15 protein-coding genes are annotated in these 20,065 nt (G+C 69.1%); 1 reads left to right on the top strand and 14 read right to left on the bottom strand.

From position 1 onward, the window contains the following. Window positions 1–57: 57 nt before the first annotated feature. The 12 genes from FHX50_RS02060 to FHX50_RS02005 form a co-directional block, all read right to left on the bottom strand. The gene (locus FHX50_RS02060; protein ID WP_183373985.1) at window positions 58–1,374 is read right to left on the bottom strand and encodes a hypothetical protein; all 1,317 of its coding nucleotides are present in this window, start codon (window positions 1,372–1,374) and stop codon (window positions 58–60) included. Window positions 1,375–1,444: 70 nt separating this feature from the next. Then, window positions 1,445–2,476 carry a ketol-acid reductoisomerase gene (ilvC, locus tag FHX50_RS02055; RefSeq protein WP_183373983.1) on the bottom strand — a complete coding sequence of 344 codons (1,032 nt, stop codon included), beginning with the start codon at window positions 2,474–2,476 and terminating at the stop codon, window positions 1,445–1,447. Between the two features lie 83 nt (window positions 2,477–2,559). Then, window positions 2,560–3,093 (bottom strand): acetolactate synthase small subunit, encoded by a 534-nt coding sequence (gene ilvN / locus FHX50_RS02050; RefSeq protein ID WP_183373981.1) that lies wholly within the window; start codon window positions 3,091–3,093, stop codon window positions 2,560–2,562. A gap of 3 nt (window positions 3,094–3,096) precedes the next feature. Beyond that, window positions 3,097–4,854: an acetolactate synthase large subunit gene (locus FHX50_RS02045; RefSeq protein ID WP_183373973.1), complete on the bottom strand. Its 1,758-nt coding sequence runs from the start codon at window positions 4,852–4,854 to the stop codon at window positions 3,097–3,099. 245 nt (window positions 4,855–5,099) lie between these two features. Next, window positions 5,100–6,323, bottom strand: coding sequence for an IS110 family RNA-guided transposase (locus FHX50_RS02040; protein ID WP_183375244.1), 1,224 nt, complete (start codon window positions 6,321–6,323; stop codon window positions 5,100–5,102). 271 nt (window positions 6,324–6,594) lie between these two features. Further along, entirely contained in the window at window positions 6,595–8,427 is a 1,833-nt protein-coding gene (gene ilvD, locus FHX50_RS02035; protein WP_183373971.1) for a dihydroxy-acid dehydratase, read from the bottom strand. 82 nt (window positions 8,428–8,509) lie between these two features. Continuing rightward, window positions 8,510–10,120: an amino acid carrier protein gene (locus FHX50_RS02030; RefSeq protein WP_183373969.1), complete on the bottom strand. Its 1,611-nt coding sequence runs from the start codon at window positions 10,118–10,120 to the stop codon at window positions 8,510–8,512. Between the two features lie 285 nt (window positions 10,121–10,405). Next, window positions 10,406–11,959: an Asp-tRNA(Asn)/Glu-tRNA(Gln) amidotransferase subunit GatB gene (gene gatB / locus FHX50_RS02025; RefSeq protein ID WP_183373967.1), complete on the bottom strand. Its 1,554-nt coding sequence runs from the start codon at window positions 11,957–11,959 to the stop codon at window positions 10,406–10,408. Continuing rightward, complete coding sequence (gene gatA, locus FHX50_RS02020; protein WP_183373965.1) at window positions 11,956–13,461, bottom strand: Asp-tRNA(Asn)/Glu-tRNA(Gln) amidotransferase subunit GatA; 1,506 nt, start codon at window positions 13,459–13,461, stop codon at window positions 11,956–11,958. The genes gatB and gatA overlap by 4 nt, the downstream gene beginning before the upstream one ends. A gap of 1 nt (window position 13,462) precedes the next feature. Then, window positions 13,463–13,759 (bottom strand): Asp-tRNA(Asn)/Glu-tRNA(Gln) amidotransferase subunit GatC, encoded by a 297-nt coding sequence (gene gatC, locus FHX50_RS02015; protein ID WP_183373963.1) that lies wholly within the window; start codon window positions 13,757–13,759, stop codon window positions 13,463–13,465. A gap of 38 nt (window positions 13,760–13,797) precedes the next feature. Further along, on the bottom strand, window positions 13,798–16,062 hold the full coding sequence (gene ligA, locus FHX50_RS02010; protein WP_183373961.1) for an NAD-dependent DNA ligase LigA: 2,265 nt from the start codon (window positions 16,060–16,062) through the stop codon (window positions 13,798–13,800). Beyond that, window positions 16,059–17,144, bottom strand: coding sequence for a Gfo/Idh/MocA family oxidoreductase (locus FHX50_RS02005; protein WP_183373959.1), 1,086 nt, complete (start codon window positions 17,142–17,144; stop codon window positions 16,059–16,061). The genes ligA and FHX50_RS02005 overlap by 4 nt, the downstream gene beginning before the upstream one ends. 41 nt (window positions 17,145–17,185) lie before the next feature. On the opposite strand from FHX50_RS02005, the gene FHX50_RS02000 reads away from it, so the two are divergent. Further along, window positions 17,186–17,839 (top strand): class I SAM-dependent DNA methyltransferase, encoded by a 654-nt coding sequence (locus FHX50_RS02000; protein WP_183373957.1) that lies wholly within the window; start codon window positions 17,186–17,188, stop codon window positions 17,837–17,839. Between the two features lie 3 nt (window positions 17,840–17,842). On the opposite strand, the gene FHX50_RS01995 is transcribed toward FHX50_RS02000, so the two are convergent. Together FHX50_RS01995 and mnmA are read right to left on the bottom strand one after the other, a co-directional pair. Next, a complete protein-coding gene (locus tag FHX50_RS01995; RefSeq protein ID WP_183373955.1) occupies window positions 17,843–18,955 on the bottom strand; it encodes a hypothetical protein in 1,113 nt (370 codons plus the stop codon). A gap of 17 nt (window positions 18,956–18,972) precedes the next feature. Then, the gene (mnmA, locus tag FHX50_RS01990) at window positions 18,973–20,052 is read right to left on the bottom strand and encodes a tRNA 2-thiouridine(34) synthase MnmA (RefSeq protein ID WP_183373953.1); all 1,080 of its coding nucleotides are present in this window, start codon (window positions 20,050–20,052) and stop codon (window positions 18,973–18,975) included. Window positions 20,053–20,065 lie beyond the last annotated feature (13 nt).

Here is a 20,065-nt window from a genome sequence, read left to right as displayed (position 1 = left end):
GATCGATCCTAGGAGCCGGCCGTCTCACGCCGTCTCAGCATTCAGCATATGGACCGTTCAGAGAGCGGACCCCTCATCGAACGACAGCGATGCGATGATCCCCTCCACCAGTTCCTCGAGCCGTTCCGCCGTGGGGGCGATCACGTCGATCCAGAACTGGTCCTTCGGTGTGGCGACCAGGATCACCGCCAGCGGCGTGGAGCCCAGCGACGACGCGGCCGCGGAGGTGCTCGCTGCGGCGACGGCGTAGTCGGCGCCGGGGACGTCGACGCGCGCTGCGGCGTCCACATGCGTGACCGGCACCGGTCCCGTCGACGGGAGGCAGAACTGCATCACCTGGACCGTTTCGTCGCCGACCCGGGCTCCGACACTGGTGTCCAGCGCCTCGGCACCGTCGGCGAACGCGGGCGGCACCTTCAGACTGAGACCGGCGTGGGTGATCGCCGTCCAGTCCGCCGGCACCGAACCGACCCCGGGGTGCTGCGGCACCGCGTCCGCGTCCTTGACGTGCACCATCGTGCCGCTCTGCAGGGTCGCTCCCACAAGCGCCTGAGCATCGGAGGCGCCGTAGCTCAGTCCGACCGTGCGCATCAGCAGTTTCGTAGTGCCGTCCGACAGGACGATCGGGTAGTACCCCACCGCGGCGGCCTCCACCAGAGGCATTTCGGACACCTGAATGCCGGCTGCGCGCACAGCTGCGCCGGAGGCTCCGATGTGGAAGCGGATCTCGTTCGGCGAGTACGGCTCCGGTTCGGCGTCGAGCTGGTCCAGGAATCCTTCGCCGCCCTCGGGACCTCCGTTCAGGCCCACGCTCTGGAAGATCTCGTCGAGGGCGTGGGGGTCAGCCGTTTCACCGATCGCCGCAATGATCTCCGGACTGGCCTCCGTGTGCCTCTCGTTGGTCTTCTCGAACGCCACCGGGGAGTCGAGGACGGTGCGCACCGCAGCGCTGAGGAGCTTGCCGGGGAGCGCGTCGTCTCCGAACGGCGGCTTCCCGTTCTGCCTGCGCTCGGTGAGCGACGGCTGGGTGATGGGCGAATCCTTCGCGAACTGCGGGGCCCGCCAGCTGCCGAAGCGGTCGGTGCGCGAGGTGGAGCTCGGTGACAGCTTCGCTACCGCGTCGAGTGCCGCGAGGTCGAGGTCGACAGTGTCGAGATCGGCGATGCGGCCCCATCCGTCGAACGGCTGCCGGGGCGTCGGTGAGGCGCTGGGGCTCTGCGGGGACGGGGAGGACCCGTCGGCCGACGGGGTCTGCGGATCACCGCTGCTCCGGCTGGCGATGACCCCGCATCCGGACAGTCCGGCGGCGACGGCGGTGGGAACGCTGACAGCGGTGGCGGTGCGCAGGAGCGCGCGACGGCTCGTGGTGACCATGGCCACAACAATAGGCGAAAGCCGCCCGCCCCGGAGGGCGGACGGCTTCCAGCGGAGGCGAGGGCCGGAATCAGCGGGCTGCGGAGCCCTCGGTGTAGTCGGAGTCGAGCTGGTTGGCGTTCCAGGAGAACATGCCGCGCAGCTCCTTGCCGACGCCCTCGATCGGGTGGGCGGCTTCCTTCTCGCGCAGTTCGGCGAACTCCTTCGCACCGCCGTCCTGGTCGTCGATGAAGCGCTTGGCGAAGTCCCCGTTCTGGATGTCCTCGAGCACGGCCTTCATGTTCTTCTTGACGTTCTCATCGACCACGCGGGGGCCGGAGACGTAGTCGCCGAACTCAGCGGTGTCCGAGATGGACCAGCGCTGCTTGGAGATGCCGCCCTCGACCATGAGGTCCACGATGAGCTTGAGCTCGTGCAGCACCTCGAAGTAGGCGATCTCGGGCTGGTAGCCGGCCTCGGTGAGGGTCTCGAAGCCCGCCTGCACGAGGTGGCTCATGCCGCCGCAGAGAACAGCCTGCTCGCCGAAGAGGTCGGTCTCGGTCTCCTCGGTGAAGGTGGTCCGGATGCCTCCGGCGCGCAGACCGCCGATGGCCTTCGCGTAGGACAGGGCGATGTCCCAGGCGCTGCCGGATTCGTTGTGCTCAACAGCGACGATGACGGGGACGCCGCGGCCGGCTTCGTACTCGCGGCGCACGGTGTGGCCCGGGCCCTTCGGGGCGACCATGGCCACGTCCACGCCCTTGGGCGCTTCGATGTAGTTGTAGCGGATGTTGAAGCCGTGGGCGAAGAGGAGGACGTCGCCGTCCTTCAGGTTGTCCTTGATCGACTCGGCGAACACGGTGCGCTGGTGCTGGTCCGGGGTGAGGATCATGATGACGTCGGCCCACTGGGCGACCTCGTCGACGGTGCCGACGGTCAGGCCCTGCTCCTCGGCCTTGGCGCGGGACTTCGAGCCCTCCTTCAGGCCGATGCGGACGTCGACGCCGGAGTCGCGCAGGTTGAGGGCGTGGGCGTGGCCCTGGGAGCCGAAGCCGATCACGGCGACCTTGCGGCCCTGGATGATGCTGAGATCCGCATTGTCGTCGTAGAACATATCTGCCATGGGAGGAACTCCTTCAGGTTGGTGGGTGGTGCCAGTCTAGAGCCGGCGTCTTAGTCTGTGGTCAGGGGTCTTGCAGTCTGGGATCACAGGCCCTTGAGGGCCCGATCCGTCATCGACTTGCCGCCGCGGCCGATCGCCACCGCACCGGACTTCACGATCTCCCGGATGCCGAAGGGCTCCAGCATGCCCAGCAGCGCGGCGATCTTGTCCGCGGTGCCGGTGGCTTCGATCGTCACGGCATCCGGCGCGGCATCCACCACCTTCGCGCGGAACATCTGCATGATCTCCAGGATCGAGGTGCGCGAATCGTTGTCCGCCTTCACCTTGATGAGCACGATCTCGCGGGACACCGACTGGCGCGGGTCCAGCTGGATGATCTTGATGACGTTGACCAGCTTGTTCAGCTGCTTGGTGATCTGCTCGAGCGGCTGCTGGTCAACGTTCACCACAACGGTGATCCGAGAGATGCTCGGATACTCCGTCGGCCCCACCGCGAGCGAAGAGATGTTGTAGCCGCGGCGGGAGAAGAGCGCCGAGACCCGGGCGAGCACACCGGGGCGGTCCTCCACGAGCACCGACAGCGTGTGCGCGTTCTCGGGGTTCACTGTGACAGTCATGGCTCAGATTTCCCTTTCCCACTCGGGGGTCATGCCCTTGGCGATCTGGATCTCGTCGTTGGAGACGCCCGCGGGCACCATCGGCCACACCATCGCGTCCGCGCTGACGGTGAAGTCGATGACCACCGGTCGGTCGTTGATCTCCATCGCCGCGCGGATCGTGTCGTCGATGTCCTCATCGCGCTCGCAGCGCAGGCCCGCACAGCCGTAGGCGTCCGCCATCTTCACGAAGTCCGGGATCCGGCGAGTGCCGTGACCGGTGTTGAGGTCCGTGTGCGAGTAGCGCTGGTTGTAGAACAGGTTCTGCCACTGGCGCACCATGCCGAGGGAGGAGTTGTTGATGATCGCGACCTTGATCGGGATCTCATTGATCACGCAGGTGGCGAGCTCCTGGTTGGTCATCTGGAAGCAGCCGTCGCCGTCGATCGCCCACACCGGCATGTCCGGGCGACCCACCTTGGCGCCCATGGCGGCGGGCACCGAATAGCCCATGGTGCCCAGGCCCCCGGAGTTCAGCCAGGTGTACGGGTTCTCGAAGTCGATGAACTGCGCGGACCACATCTGGTGCTGCCCCACACCGGAGGCGTAGATCGAGTCCGGCCCGGAGATCGCTGAGATGCGGGAGATCACCTTCTGCGGCGCCGTGTAGCCGTCGGCGGTCTGGGTCCACCCCAGCGGGTAGGTCTCGCGCAGGTTCTCCAGCACCGACCACCAGGCTTCGTAGTCGCGCGGGTCGTCCTCCTCGAGGGCGGCGCGCAGTTCCTTCAGCATGCCGACGGCGACCTCGGCGGCCTCGCCCACGATCGGCACGTCCGCTTCGCGGTTCTTGGAGATCTCCGCGGGGTCCACATCGGCGTGGATGATCTTCGCGCCGGGCGCGAACGAGTCGAGACGTCCGGTCACGCGGTCGTCGAAGCGGGCGCCGATGGCGATGATCAGGTCAGCGCGCTGCAGCGCAGATACGGCGGAGACGCTGCCGTGCATGCCGGGCATGCCCAGGTGCCCGGGGTGGGAATCGGGCAGGGCGCCGCGGGCCATCAGCGTGGTGACGAACGGGATGGCGGATTCGTCCACCAGTTCGCGCACCTCCTTGGTCGCGCGGCCGCGCAGCACACCGCCGCCGAGGAGGAACACGGGGCGGCGCGCCGTCAGCATCAGCTCAACGGCTTCGCGCAGGCGCTTGGGGTGCGGGCGCGGCGGCAGGCGGTAGCCGAGCAGGCCCACCTCCTCGGGCCACTCGAACGTGGTCTGCGCCTGCTGCGCATCCTTGGTGATGTCCACGAGCACCACGCCGGGGCGGCCGGTGGAGGCGATGTGGAACGCCTTCTTGATGGTCATGGGGATCTCGTCGGCATCGGAGACGAGGAAGTTGTGCTTGGTGACCGGCATCGTCATGCCGACGATGTCCGCCTCCTGGAAGGCGTCGGTGCCGATGAAGGAGGAGCCCACCTGGCCGGTGATGACCACCATGGGGATGGAGTCCATCTGAGCGTCCGCAATGGCGGTGATGAGGTTGGTGGCGCCGGGCCCGGAGGTCGCGATCGCCACGCCCACCTTGCCAGTGGCGTGCGCGTAGCCGCTGGCGGCGTGGCCCGCGCCCTGCTCGTGGCGCACGAGGATGTGCCGCAGCTTCTTCGCATCCATCAGCGGATCGTAGGCGGGCAGGATCGCACCGCCCGGCAGGCCGAAGACGACTTCGGCTCCCGCATGCTCCAGGGACAGGATCAGCGACTCGGCCCCCGTCACGGTGTTCCCAGTCATCGGGCCTCCTCCAGTTTCAGGCTCGTGCAATGAAAAACCCCTCGGCCCGAGGGCTTCGAGGGGTGCGCGGCATCAGGGTGATGTGACCGAGGGGCGTCAGCCGCGCACGGGTACAACAAGAAGAATGATGCTCTGCATGACGCACATCATACGTGAGGCGCCCCCTTCCCCACCGGCGGTCCGCATCCTGAGATCTCGTCCCGGACAGCGGCCAGTGGGAGCGGGGGGTGTCCCTATGTTTCGAGTCAAGCCGCGAGAGCGGTCGGCTCGGGGGTAGGGGCGGTTGTCGGTGGCTGGTAGTAGGTGCCGTCGCGGAGCATGGCGTAGATGACGTTGCAGCGGCGGCGGGCTAGGCAGATCACGGCGGCGTTGTGCCGTTTGCCTTCGGCGCGTTTGCGATCGTAGTAGGCCTTGGAGATGGGGTCGTGGTTGGAGGCGACCCAGGCGGAGTAGAACAGGGCGTTCTTCAGGCGTTTGTTCCCTGACCGGGCGGGGAACTCTCCGCGGATCGAGGTGCCTGATCTGCGGGTGACCGGCGCGATCCCGGCATAGGCCGCGAGGTGGCTGGCGGACTCAAACGCGGAGCCATCACCGATCGCGAGGAGGATCTGGGCGGCGGTCTTGATGCCGATCCCCGGCATGCTCATCAAGACCGAGGCGAGAGGGAAGTCCTCCAGCATGCCCTCCACTTCGTGGGCCACGGTCGCGCGCTGTTCTTTCAGCTCTTTAACCTGGCCAGCGACTCGGGGGATCACCAGCTCAACCGCTGCGGTGGCGGGCACGATGACGGTCTGCTCGCTAAGGGCTGTGAAGATCTGCTCGACCAGCGTCTCGGGGTCGCGGCGTGAATGCGCGCGGGCGAACCGCAGCACCTTCCCTCGGCCGGCACTTCGGAGGCCGGTGGGTCCGCCAAACTTCTCCAGCAGGTCCAGCACGAGCCCAGTGGAAAGCTTCCCGCCTGCGAAGACGCGCTCGAGCGCGGGGTGGATCTGGGTGAGCAGGGACCGGATCCGGTTCAGCGCCCTTGTGGTCTCGTGAGCGAGGTCCTCATCGAACCCGGCCAGAACCTTCAGCGCGGAGAGGACCTCGCTGTCACGATCGACCTGCCGGAGGGTGTGAGGCATGGTGCGGGCCGTGTCGGCGATGATGAAAGCATCCCGCGCATCAGTCTTTGACCTGCCCGGATACAGATCCGCGGCCTTCCGCATCGCCAATCCGGGAAGGTAGGCGACTGTGCAGCCGGTATCCCGGGCCACCGCGATCGGCAACGCTCCGATGGTGTTCGGCTGATCGACGACCAGCAGAACTTCGCCGTGGTTCTGCAGCTGGGTGAACAGCTCGCGAAGTTTGGTCTCGTCCTGCGGGAGGGGCTTGTCGAACAGCTTGTTCCCCTCCGGGTCGAGTGCGCACGCGTGGTGAGCTGTCTTCCCGACGTCCAGGCCGATCACGACCGCGAACCCTGTGTTCATGACGCTGTCCTCCTCATCACTGCTGGCCGCAGTCTCGACACCCGATGCCGGCACCCACGTTACGAAGAGACCTCAGACAGAGCTGGGCCGTGTCCCTATCAGCGGTCAACGCGTGTCTCTCGACCGGGCGGCAACACCCCCCGGACCATCAATGGCAGGGCAACAAAGCCATACCCGGCCGAGCGACCAGACCCCGTCCATCGGGGTGCTCACAAGGTAACGGGCGCCTGATGAGCGGGAGCTCATCGGGTCGACAGAACCCGTCGGCCGATCAGTCCAGGCGGCGGCGAGTCGCCCCGTAGGTTGCCGAGCGCACCAGGTGTGCGTACACCTTGAGCGCCTGGCTGACCTCGCGGTCCCGGCCGACGGGGCGCCACGGCAGCTCCCCGCGCGCCTCGCGGCGACGCTGCAGCTCCTCATCGGACACCTCCAGACGGAGCTGGCGGGTGTCCACGTCGATCACGATCCGGTCGCCGTCCTCCACCAGACCGATCACGCCGCCCTCCGCCGCCTCCGGGGAGATGTGGCCGATGGAGATGCCGGACGTGCCGCCGGAGAAGCGGCCATCAGTGATGAGCGCGCAGGTGCGGCCGAGGCCGCGGCCCTTCAGGAACGAGGTCGGGTACAGCATCTCCTGCATGCCCGGTCCGCCCTGCGGTCCCTCGTAGCGGATCACCACGACGTCACCGTCCACGATCGTCTTGGAGAGGATCTTCTCGATCGCCTGCTCCTGCGAGTCGCACACCACGGCGCGGCCCTCGAAGTGAAACAGCTCCTCATCGATGCCGGCGGTCTTGATGACCGCACCCTCCGAGGCGAGGTTGCCGGTGAGCACGCAGAGCCCGCCGTCCTTGGTGTGGGCGTGCGGCACGGAGCGGATCACGCCGTTCTCGGCATCGGTGTCCAGCTCCTTCCACAGGTTCGTGGAGGAGAACGCCTGGGTGGTGCGGACCCCGCCCGGGGCGGCCCGGAACAGCTGGAGCGCCTCCTCCGACGGGTCCTGCCCGCGGATGTCCCAGCGGTCCAGCCACGTGCGCAGATCCGGCGAGTGGACACTGGTGACACTGTGGTCGAGCAGTCCGGCGCGGTCGAGCTCGCCGAGGATGGCGGGGATACCGCCGGCGCGGTGGATGTCCTCCATGTGGGCGGTGCCGTTGGGCGCTACCTTCGTCAGGCACGGCACGTTGCGCGAAAGGCGGTCGATGTCCTCGAGGTCGAAGTCGATCCCTCCCTCGATCGCAGCGGCGAGGATGTGCAGCACGGTGTTGGTGGAGCCGCCCATGGCGACGTCCATGCTCATGGCGTTGGTGAACGCCGCCTTGTTCGCGATGCTGCGCGGGAGGGCGGACTCATCGTCCTGCTCGTACCAGCGGCGGGTCAGCTCCATGATCTGCGTGCCCGCGTCCAGGAACAGGTTCCGGCGCAGGGCGTGGGTGGCGAGGGTGGAGCCGTTGCCCGGCAGGGACAGGCCCAGCACCTCGGTCAGGCAGTTCATCGAGTTGGCGGTGAACATGCCGGAGCAGGAGCCGCAGGTGGGGCAGGCGCTGTCCTCGATCTCCGCGAGCTGCGCGTCGGTGATGGCCTCATTCGCGGACAGGGCGATCGCATCGACCAGATCGGTGCGGTGCTCCACCGCGCCGTCCACGGGTTTGCCGGACTCCATCGGTCCGCCGGACACGAAGATCACGGGGATGTTGAGCCGCATCGCGGCCATCAGCATGCCCGGGGTGATCTTGTCGCAGTTGGAGATGCAGACCAGGGCATCGGCGCAGTGCGCGTTGACCATGTACTCCACGGAGTCGGCGATGACATCACGGCTCGGCAGGGAGTAGAGCATGCCTCCGTGGCCCATGGCAATGCCGTCGTCCACCGCGATGGTGTTGAACTCCTTGGAGACGCCGCCGGCCTCCTTGATCGCGGAGGCGACGAGATCGCCCATGTTCTTCAGGTGGACGTGGCCGGGCACGAACTGCGTGTACGAGTTCGCGATCGCGATGATGGGCTTGCCGAAGTCACCGGACTCCATGCCGGTGGCGCGCCAGAGGGCGCGGGCTCCGGCCATGTTGCGGCCGTGGGTCGAGGTTCGTGAACGCAGGTGAGGCATGGCCCCAAGACTACCGGGCGTTCGCGATGCGGAACAGTCGTCCCACACCGCGGACGCCCGGGGGCTCGCCGTCAGCCGCGGGTCAGTCCCGCTCCTGCGCCTGCGTGCTCGGGTAGTCCGGATCCGCGGCGAGGCGCTCCTGCACCGCGTCGAGCATCTGCTGCTCCCGCTCCTCTTCGGCGGCCGCGGCAGCGATCTGCTCCTGGGACGGATCGTGATCGCCCAAGCCGACCGCGAGCTCCGGATCCACCTGCTCGATCGCACCGGTGGTGACCTTCACGCGGTGACGGAGGATCTCCAGACGCAGCACCTTGGACAGCAGGTAGATGCCCAGCAGGTTCGGCACCGTCATGAGGAAGAACAGGGAGTCGGAGAAGCTGATCACGGACTCCAGGGAGATCGCGGAGCCCACCACAACGGCGAGGATCCACACCACCTGGAAGGCGCGCACCACCCAGGCGCGGTTGCCGACGATGAAGGTGACCGCGAGCTGGCCGTAGTAGTAGTAGCTCAGCACCGTGGAGAACGCGAACAGGATCACGGCGACGGTGAGGACGTACGGGAACCAGGAGGCGACGGTCGCGAACGCCTGCGAGGTGAGGACGATGCCGTCGGAGTCCGCGTCACCGTGCTCGTACACGCCGGTGACGGTGATCGCGAGCGCGGTCAGGGTGCAGATGATGACGGAGTCGACCAGCGGCTCCCACATGGCGGTGAAGCCCTCGGTGGCGGGGTGCTTCGTCTTCGAGGCGGAGTGCGCCATGGCGGCGGAGCCAACGCCGGCGGCGTTGGAGAACAGGGCTCGCTGAATGCCGGCGACGGCGACGCCGACCGCACCGCCGGCCACGCCCTCCGGTGAGAACGCGCCGGTGACGATGCGCAGGAAGGCATCGGGCAGATGGGTGATGTTGGCGATGAGGACGGCGAGGACGCAGATCAGGTACACCAGCGCCATCAGCGGGGTGATCTTGGAGGTCCACCGGCCGATCGACTTGATGCCGCCGATGATGACGAGCGCTGCCAGGGCGGCCATGACCACGCCGACGACCCAGCGGTTGTCATTGAGGAAGTCCGACCCGGTCTGGTCGGCGAGGATGATCGCCGCCTGGTTGGACTGGAACAGGTTGCCGGCACCGAACACACCGATGGCGGCGAACAGGGCGTACATGAACGCGAGGACGCGGCCGGACTTCGGCATGCCGATCTCCGCCAGGCCGTGCTTGAGATAGTACATGGGGCCGCCGGAGGTGGTGCCGTCCTCGGCGACCTCGCGGTACTTCACGCCGAGGGTAGCCTCGGCCATCTTCACACTCATGGCGAGGAAGCCGAACAGGACGATCCACAGAGCGGCCCCGGGCCCGCCGATGGAGATCGCGACGGCGACACCGGCGATGTTGCCGAGGCCCACGGTGCCGGACAGCTCCGTGGCGAGCGCCTGGAAGGAGGACACCTCTCCCGGGTCGGTCTTCTTGGTGAACCGACCGCGGATCACCTGGAGGGAGTGGCCGAGGCCGGTGATCGGCTGGAAGCGCAGCCACACCGTGAGGAAGAGGGCAGCGGCGATCAACCAGAGGACGATGATCGGCACTTCGACTCCCGCGATGACGGGAGAGTAGAAGACGATGGAGGACAACCCGTCCGCGAACGGTTTGAACGTGTCCTCAAGGAACTGGTCGATCGAGCCTGCAGCCACAGAATCTCCTGGTTCAAGCGGTTGGGAAGTTGGGACCGCAATCGATCTTTGCGTGTGAACTCGTCCACTTCAACACCAGAGGGTGCGGATGGATGAACGACACGTTGCGCCACGGTGACCGGATGAACAGTGATATCCGCTCCACCGACGGGTTCAGTTCACCTGGCTGACGCAGGCCCGTCCGCAGAGTGGTCGGTCACATGCAACGGGCCCGCTCACCGGAATCGGTGAGCGGGCCCGTCGGCCTGGACGCGCGGATCGGCTCAGCACCCCGCGCGCAGCAGGTCAGCCGGCGACGCCGAGCTTCTCCATGATGATCTGGCGGACGCGGCCGGCATCGGCCTGACCCCGGGTCGCCTTCATGACGGGGCCCATGAGGGCGCCGATGGCCTGCACCTTGCCGCCCTTGATCTTCTCGACCACATCGGGATTATCGGCGATGGCGGCGTCGACCGCGTCGGTGAGCACGGAGTCGTCGGAGACGACCGCGAGGCCCTTGTCCTCCACGATCTGCGCGGGCGAGCCGTCGCCGTCGGCCTCGACGATGACGCCGAGGACCTGACGGCCGATCTTGTCGTTGATCTTCTTCTCGTCGATCAGACCGATCAGCTCCGCCACCTGGGCGCTGGACACGCCGAGCTCGTCGAGCTCCACGCCCTTGTCCTTGGCGTAGCGGGCCAGCTCGCCCATCCACCACTTGCGGGCCGCCTGCGGCTTCGCACCGGCGTCCACCGTCTCCTGGATGAGGTCCAGGGCGCCGGCGTTGATGACGTCGCGCATCTCGAAGTCGCTGAAGCCCCACTCGCCGATGAGTCGGCGACGGCGCGCCGCCGGCAGCTCCGGCAGCGTGGAGCGCAGCTGCTCCACCCAGTCGCGGCTCGGCGCCACGGGCACGAGGTCCGGCTCCGGGAAGTACCGGTAGTCCTCGGCGTCGGTCTTCACACGTCCGGGGCTGGTCTCGCCGGTCTCGTCGTGGAAGTGGCGTGTCTCCTGCACCACGTCCATTCCGGCGTCGAGGACACCGGCCTGGCGGCAGATCTCGAAGCGGACGGCGCGGTCGATGGCGCGGAAGGAGTTGACGTTCTTCGTCTCGGTGCGGGTGCCGAGCGGGGCGTCCGCATCGGCGCGCAGCGACACGTTGATGTCCGCGCGGACGTTGCCGCGCTCCATCCGCGCCTCGGAGACGTCCAGAGCGCGGAAGATGTCCCGCAGGGTGCGCACGTACGCAGCGGCGACCTCGGGGGCGCGCTCGCCGACGTTCGGGATCGGGCGGGTGACGATCTCCACCAGGGGCACTCCGGCGCGGTTGTAGTCCACCTGGGAGTGGGTGGCGCCCTGGATGCGGCCGGTGGACCCACCGATGTGGGTGTTCTTGCCGGCGTCCTCCTCCATGTGGGCGCGTTCGATCTCCACGCGGACGATCTCGCCGTCCTCCAGTTCGACGTCGACCCAGCCGTCGAAGGCGATGGGCTCGTCGTACTGCGAGGTCTGGAAGTTCTTCGTCAGGTCCGGGTAGAAGTACTGCTTGCGGGCGAAGCGGCAGGACTCGGCGATCTCGCAGTTGAGGGCGAGGCCGATCCGGATCGCGTACTCCACAGCCTTCTCATTGACCACCGGCAGGGTGCCGGGCAGGCCGAGGGACACCTCGGTGATGGCGGTGTTGGGTTCGGCGGCGAACACGTTCGGTGCGCCGTCGAACATCTTGGTGGCGGTGCCGAGCTCCACGTGGACCTCGATGCCGAGCACCGGGTCGTAGGTCTTCACGGCGTCGTCGAAGTCCAGCGGCTGCACATCGAGGTACTCGCGGACCTTGTTCGCGCTGACGGGCTGAGCGCTCATCGGGCGCCTCCTTCCAGGGCCGGGGCCTGAGCGAGGATCGGACCGCCCCACTTATGCTCGAGCAGCGCTTCGAGTGCGCCGCCGACGCGGTACAGGCGGTCATCGCCCAGGGCGGGGGCGAGGAACTGGATGCCGGCGGGCAGGCCGTCCTCGGCGAGACCGCTGGGCAGGGACATGCCGGGCACGCCCGCGAGGTTGGCGGGAATGGTGGCGATGTCGTTGAGGTACATCGTCATCGGGTTGTCCACTTTCTGTCCCAGCGGGAACGCCACGGTGGGGGCGGTGGGCGAGGCGAGGACGTCGACCTTCTCGTAGGCGGCGGCGAAGTCGCGCTGCACGAGGGTGCGGACCTTCTGGGCGCTGCCGTAGTAGGCGTCGTAGTAGCCGGAGCTGAGGGCGTAGGTGCCCAGCAGGATGCGGCGCTTCACCTCGGCGCCGAAGCCCTCACCGCGGGTGGCGGCCATGACGCGCTCAGCGGTCGGGTTGTCCTCGGGGATGACCCGCAGGCCGAAGCGCATGCCGTCGAACTTCGCGAGGTTGGAGCTCGCCTCCGACGGCATGATCAGGTAGTACGCACCGAGGGCGTACTCGAAGTTCGGGCAGGAGACGCGCACGATCTCAGCGCCGGCCTCCTCCAGCAGGGCGAGGGACTCCTCGAAGCGGGCGCGCACCAGCGGGTCGAAGTCGTCGTGCTCGAGCTGTTCGATGACGCCGACGCGCAGGCCCTTGACGTCCTTCGAGCGGGCGGCGGCGACGAAGTCGCCGAAGCCGTCCCTGATGGAGGTGGAGTCCTTCGGGTCGTAGCCGCCGATGACGTCGTGCAGCAGCGCCGCGTCCTCCACGGTGCGGGTGCAGGGCCCGGCCTGGTCCAGTGAGCTGGCCATGGCGATGAGGCCGTAGCGGGACACGGAGCCGTAGGTGGGCTTCACGCCGACGGTGCCGGTGACGGAGGCGGGCTGGCGGATGGAGCCGCCGGTGTCGGTGCCGATCGCGAGCGGGGCTTCGAAGCCGGCGACGGCGGCGGAAGAGCCGCCGCCGGAGCCGCCCGGGATGCGGTCCAGGTTCCACGGGTTGCGGGTGATGCCGTAGGCGCTGGTCTCGGTGGAGGAGCCCATCGCGAACTCGTCCATGTTGGTCTTGCCGAGGATCGGCAGGCGCGCCTGCTTGAGGTGGGTGACAAGGGTGGCGTCGTACGGCGGCACCCAGCCCTCGAGCATCGTGGAGCCCGCGGTGGTCTGAACACCGCGGGTGACGGCGATGTCCTTGACGGCGACGGGCACACCGGCGAGCGGCGCCAGCTGCTTCCCGGCGGCGCGGGCGGAGTCGACGGCGTCGGCGGTGGCGCGGGCGTCATCAGCGGTGACGGTGATGAAGGCGTTGAGGTCGGAGTCGACCGCCTCGATGCGCTCGAGGTGGGCGTCGGTGAGTTCGCGGGCGCTGAACTCGCCGGCGGCGAGGCCGGCGGCCATCTCAGCAGCGGACTTGCGGATCAGATCGGTCATCTCACTCCTCCCCCAGGATCTGCGGAACGACGAAGCGTCCGTCGGCCGCCTCGGGGGCGCCCGCGAGCGCCTCCTCCTGGGTCAGCGTCCGGGTGACCTCATCGGCGCGGAACACGTTGGTCATCGCAATGGGGTGGCTGGTGGCGGGGACGTCGTCGCTGGCGACCTCGCTGACCGATGCGACCGCGGTGAGGATCGCGTCGAACTCGCCCGCGAAACGGGTGAGCTCCTCATCGGTGAGCTGGATGCGAGCGAGAGACGCGAGGCGCGCGACTTCTTCACTACTCATTGTTGGCATGGGGCCCATTCTAGGCCCGTGGCCGCGCGCCTCGTCTCTCAGTCCTTGAGAGCTGCGGGGCCCTCTGAGAGGAGGCGCACGAACTGCGCTTCGTCGAGGATCCGCAGGCCCAGTTCTTCGGCCTTGTCGGCCTTGGATCCGGCGTTCTCGCCGACCACGACGAAGTGGGTTCGCTTGGAGACGGAGCCGGAGGCCTTGCCGCCGCGGCTGAGGATGGCGTCCTTGGCGCCGTCGCGGGTGAAGCCCTCCAGGGAGCCGGTGACCACCACGGTGATGCCCTCGAGGGTGCGCGGGGCGTCCTCGTCCTGTTCGTCCTCCATGGTGACGCCGGAGGCGGCCCAGGCGTCGACCAGGTCGGCGCGCCACTGATCGGCGAAGAAGGCGCGGACGGATTCGGCGACCACGGTGCCGACCCCGTCGGTGTCGGCGAGGCGGTCGACATCGGCGGTGCGGATCGCCTCCATGGAGCCGAACGCGGTGGCCAGGGAGCGGGCCGCCGTGGGGCCGACATGACGGATCGACAGCGCCACCAGAACACGCCAGAGCTCGGTGTCCTTCGCCTTCGCGAGCTCGTCGATCAGCTTCGTGGTGGTGGCCGACGGCTTCTCCTCCTTCACCCGGGTCTCGCCGGTGGACTTCAGGCGGGTGGTGGTGCGCTTGGTCCAGAACGCGCGGACCAGGCGCCAGTCGCCGGTCGGCTCGCCCTTCCTCCGCAGCGGCTGGTACACGAAGACGTCGCGGAGGTCGTCGGCGGTGAGGTCGAAGAGGTTGCCGCCGGTGCGGACCACGGGGGTCTGTTCGCCGGGGACGTCGTCGGCGTCGCGGATGCGGCCGGTCTCGGTGTCGAGGGCGTGGCCGGCGCGGACGGCGGCGATGGCTTCGTCGCGGCGCTGGTCGGGGTTGGTGAGGGCCAGGGCGCTCTCCTCCCCGAGTGCTTCGATGTCGAAGGCGCCGCGGCTGGCGGCGTGCGCGATGCGGCCGGTGACCTGAGCGGGGCAGTCCTTCTGGTTGGGGCAGCGCCAGTCCTTCTCCCCCTCGTTGGTGGGGGCGATGCGGGTGCCGCAGGAGGGGCAGTCGGCGGGCATCTCGAAGGCGCGCTCACTGCCGTCGCGGAGGCGCTCGACGGGGCCGAGGATCTCAGGGATCACGTCACCGGCCTTGCGCAGGATGATGGTGTCGCCGATGAGGACCCCTTTGCGCTCCACCTCGAACTGGTTGTGCAGGGTGGCCTTCTCCACGGTGGACCCGGCGACCTTGACGGGTTCCATCACGCCGAACGGGGTGACGCGGCCGGTGCGGCCCACCTGCACCTGGATGTCCAGGAGCTTCGTGGTGACCTCTTCGGGCGGGTACTTGTAGGCGATGGCCCAGCGGGGGGCGCGGGAGGTGGAGCCGAGGGCGCGCTGGTGGGCGAAGTCGTCGACTTTGATGACGATGCCGTCGATCTCGTGCTCGAGGTCGTGGCGCTTATCGCCGAACTCATCGATGTACTCGCGCACCTCGGCGAGGGAGTGCAGAACGCGGGAGTGGGGGCTGGTGGGCAGGCCCCAGGAGGCGAGCAGCTCGTACGTCTCGGACTGGCTCGTGGGGTACTCGCCGCCTTCGTGGGCGCCGATGCCGTGGACGTAGACCTCGAGGGCGCGGGACGCGGTGACGGCGGCGTCCTTCTGCCGCAGCGAGCCGGCGGCGGTGTTGCGGGGGTTGGCGTATTCGGCGAGCCCGTCGGCGCGGCGCTGCTCGTTGAGCTTCTCGAACTCGGCGGTCGGGTAGAACACTTCGCCGCGCACTTCGAGGATCTGGGGTGGATGCTCGGTGGTCAGGCGCTGCGGGACGGAGGCGATGGTGCGGACGTTCGCGGTGACGTCCTCGCCGATGCGGCCGTCGCCGCGGGTGACGCCGCGGATCAGTTCGCCGTTCTCGTAGACGAGGGAGACGGCGAGGCCGTCGATCTTCAGTTCGGTGAGGAACGCGGGGGTGCCGGGCGCCTCCTTCTGGGTGCGTTCGGCCCATTCGTCGATCTCCTCGACGCTGAAGGCGTTGTCCAGGCTCATCATCCGCTGGATGTGCGGTGTGGGGGTGAAGCCGGCCGCGACGGCGCCGCCGACGGTCTCGGTGGGCGACTCCTCGCTCTTCAGCTCGGGGTTCTCCTCTTCGAGGGCCTTCAGCTCGCGTTCGAGCTCGTCGTACTGGGCGTCGGCCATGATCGGCTCGTCGTCCTCGTAGTACGCGGAGCGGGCTTCGGCGAGCTGGGCGCGCAGCTCATCGATGCGGGCCCGTGCTTCGAGATCAGTGGTCTCGCTCATGCGTCCTCCCCCTGGGCTGCGCGGCCGACGGGGACCACCCTGACCTGCTCAGCGCTGGTGCGGGCGGCCTGAAGGACCTCCATCGTGTGCAGGGCCTCCGCCACGGGGACTGGGCCCTCTCCCCCGCTGGTGATCGCGTCGGCGAACGCTTCGTACAGCTCGGTGACATCACCCTTCTGGCTGGGGATGGTCTCCGCCCGGCCCTCCCGGGTCTGCGGCTCACCGGCGTCCTCCCGCAGGCGCAGGGTGCCCCAGCGCGCCTTCTGCTCGAAGCCCCAGGCGTCGCGGTCGTGCTCGGGCCAGTGGCCGGCCTGCACCGCGTCGGCCTGCACGTCGGTGTAGTCCGAGATGTAGCAGCCCTCATCGGAGGTGAGGCGGAGGCGCCGCCCGACGATGCCGGACGCCTTGGTCGCCGACACCAGCGACTGGGCGCCGTTCTCGTGCTCGATCGCGATCGCGTGCGCCACGTCGGTGGGGCCCTGGTCGGTCGGGCGCATCTGCAGCTGGGCGTGGACGCTGGTGGCGGGGCCCAGCAGGTGCAGGGCGCAGTCGATGACGTGCGGGCCGAGGTCCAGCAGGACCCCGCCCTTCGAGGCGACGCGCTCGGGGGCGGAGAACCCCTGGTCGAGGGCGAACTCGAACCGGCGCACCTGGCCGAGTCGGCCCGACTGCATGAGGGCGCGGGCGGTGCGGATGTCGGTGTCGTACCGGCGGTTGTGGAACACGGTCAGCAGCACGCCGGCCTCCTCGGCGGCGCGCGCCATCTCCTGGGCGTCGGCGTAAGTGAGCGCGAACGGTTTGTCCACCACCACGTGCAGTCCCCGTCGGACCGCTTCCAGGGTGAGGTCGCGGTGGGTTGCGGGCGGGGTGGAGATGACGACGGCCTCGGCTCCGGCGGCCTGGACGCCGTCGAGGTCGGCCACGATCCGGGCCGACGGGTTCTCCGCGCGGGCCTGGGCGGCGCGTTCCGCGTTGGTGACCTGGACGGCGACGAGGTCGAGGTTCTGCGCGGCGCGGATGAAGGGGGCGTGGAAGACCCGGCCGCCGAGTCCGTACCCGATGAGTCCGATGCGTGCTGTCATGGTCCCCAGTCTGTCACCTCACTCGCGCGTACGCTGAGTCCATGACCTCGATCCCCGTCTTCCCACGCACCGGTGCGCAGCCGCCCGGCCCGGCCGAGAACATCTGGCTGCGCGCAGTGCACACCAACCCCAATCATGCCGCGGACTACGTCCAGCGGTGGCGGCGCCTCGCGGCGCAGGGGCAGGACATCCACGGGGAGGCGCGCATGATCGATGCGATGCTCGAGCGGGGCTCGTTCGTCATCGACGCGGGCTGCGGCACCGGCCGCACCGGGGGCTATCTCTTCGACGCCGGGCACCGCGTCATCGGTGTGGACCTCGATGAAACCCTCATCGCGGCGGCCAGGACGGACCATCCGGGGGCCGACTGGCGGGTGGGCAACCTCGCCGAGCTCGACCTGCGCGCCGCTGACGGGTCCCGCCTCATGGCCGATGTCATCGTCTCCGCCGGCAATGTGATGACGTTCCTCGCAGCCGCGGAGCGCAGGCCCGCGCTGGTGGCGATCCGCGCTCACCTGTCGAGCACGTCGCGCTTCGTGGCGGGTTTCCAGACCCACCGCGGATGGTCCGCCGAGGACTTCATCGCCGATGCCGAACGCGCCGGGATGCGCCTTCAGCAGGCGTTCTCCTCCTGGCAGCTGGCGCCGTTCACCGGGGAGGACGGCTTCCTCGTCGCGGTGCTCGTGCGCGCCTGAGCCTCAGGCCTCCAGGCGCTCGCCCCACCGCAGCATCATCCGCATGCCCTGCTCGATCTCCGGCAGGCTCAGCGCCTGGTCCGCGGTCAGCGACTGCTCCCGCCGGCGCGCCGAGCCGCGGCTGAGCAGGAAGTCGAACCCGCGCGCCTCGCGCGGCGCGAACCCGAGCTCCCGCCAGCAGCTGAGCACATGGGACAGTGCCTTCTCCTCCCGCCCGGGCGCGAGGACGAACGTCAGCCCGACGCCGCGGTCGCGGGCATCGGCGAGCAGCTCCCACAGCCTCCCCGGCCGCCGCGCCTGCCCTGAGAGCGGGTCCAGGCCGATGCGTTCGGCGCCCGCCGAGCGCGCCGCATCCACCAGGTCGGTGTGGGCGTCGATGAGGATGCGAGGCTGCGCAGTGCTCGGATCAGCGCTGCTGGTGAGCACGGTGGCCAGGTGGCGGGTGATGGCGTCCCGGCCGACGGGCGGGTGGAACCGGTACCCGGAGGCGGTGCGGATCCGGCCCTGCTGAACAGCGCGCAGGCCCCGCTCGTCGAGCGTGATGTCCAGGGCTGCGCCCGGCACCCGTTCACGGACCTGCGCCGTCTCGCGCGCGAGTCCGCCGGCCAGCAGGTGCGGAAGGTCGCGCAGCAGGCCCGGGTCGGCGAGCGCCCGCTCCCCCGAGGCGGTGAACACGGCGGCCGCGAGCGCCACGGGTCCGGGCCGCTGGATGGTGAGGGGTCCGTCGAAGCCGAACAGAGCGATGCGGGCGGCGTCCAGCAGGCGGTTCGCGTGGTCGCGGGCGGCGTGGAGGGCGAGGCCGTCGCCCACTCCGACCCGCCAGCCGTACGGGGCGAGATCACCGGTGAGATCGAGGCTGGCGAGAGCGGCGGCGAGCGGGGTGTCGATCAGGGCGGAGGAGGCCGCGCCGGTGGCGGTGTCGGCGGCGGCGCTGTGCGCCAGCGCGGGGGCCGACGGGATCTGCTCGTCCACACCGCTGCCGAGAAGCGAGCGGGACCGCTCCAGGCGGTGCATCAGCGCATCGGCGATGACGGCGGACTCCCCCGCGGTGAGGCTCGTGGCCGGCAGTCGGAGCGTGGAGTCGGTGACCAGTCGCGCCAGTGGTGCGCTGCTCATGTCCGATGGGGTCGGGCTCATGCGCGCCGGTCGAGGGTGGCGGAGGCGAGGACCCGGTCGCCGTCGTACAGCACGAGGGTCTGGCCGGGTGCGACGCCGCGGATCGGCTCATCGAGGTCGACCGTGATGCGCTCGGAGTCCACAGCGGTGACGACGGCGCCGGTGGCGGCGCCGTGGGCGCGGATCTGCGCCTGCACCCGTCGGCCGACCTCCAGGTCCTCGAAGGGGATCAGATCGGCGGCTTCGAGGGTGCGGGTGGACAGCAGTTCAGCCGCGCCGACCACCACCTGGCGGGTGTCCGGCTTCACATCCAGCACGTAGCGGGGGCGGCCGTCCTGGGCGGGCTGCTGCAGGCCGATGCCCTTGCGCTGCCCGATGGTGAAGTTGTGGGTGCCGCGGTGCTCGCCGAGGACCTCACCCTCCGGGGTGACGATCTCGCCGGGGGCCTCCCCGAGGGAGCGTTGGAGGAAGCCGCGGGTGTCGCCGTCGGCGATGAAGCAGATGTCGTAGGAATCGGGCTTGTGGCCCACGCCGAGGCCGCGGCGGTCCGCTTCGGCGCGCACCTCGGCCTTGTCGGCGAAGCGGCCGAGGGGGAACATGGCGCGCTTCAGCCCCTCCGGGCCCATGACGGCGAGGACGTAGGACTGGTCCTTGGCGTCATTGGCGCTGCGGTGAAGGGAGGGCGCGCCGTCCGGGCCGTCGGTGCCGATGACGGCGTAGTGGCCGGTGCAGACGGCGTCGAAGCCGAGGAGGCGGGCGCGGTCCATGAGCGCTTCGAACTTGATCCGCTCGTTGCAGCGCACGCACGGGTTGGGGGTGCGGCCGGCGGCGTATTCGGCGAGGAAGTCCTTGACCACGAGGTCGTGGAAGTCGTCGGAGAGGTCCCACACGTAGTAGGGGATGCCGATGTGGTCGGCGGCGCGGCGGGCATCGGAGGCGTCCTCGACCGTGCAGCAGCCGCGTGACCCGGAGCGGGTCTGGTCGCGGTTCTTGGACAGCGCCATGTGCACACCGACCACATCGTGGCCGGCTTCCTTCGCGAGCGCCGCGGCGACTGCTGAGTCGACGCCGCCGCTCATCGCTGCCAGGACCTTCATGCACTGCCTCCCG

Source organism: Helcobacillus massiliensis, assembly GCF_014191425.1.
In the GTDB taxonomy this organism is placed as follows: Bacteria; Actinomycetota; Actinomycetes; order Actinomycetales; family Dermabacteraceae; genus Helcobacillus; species Helcobacillus massiliensis.
Note: the sequence above shows the minus strand (reverse complement) of the source record. Positions and strands in the feature narration are given on the sequence as shown.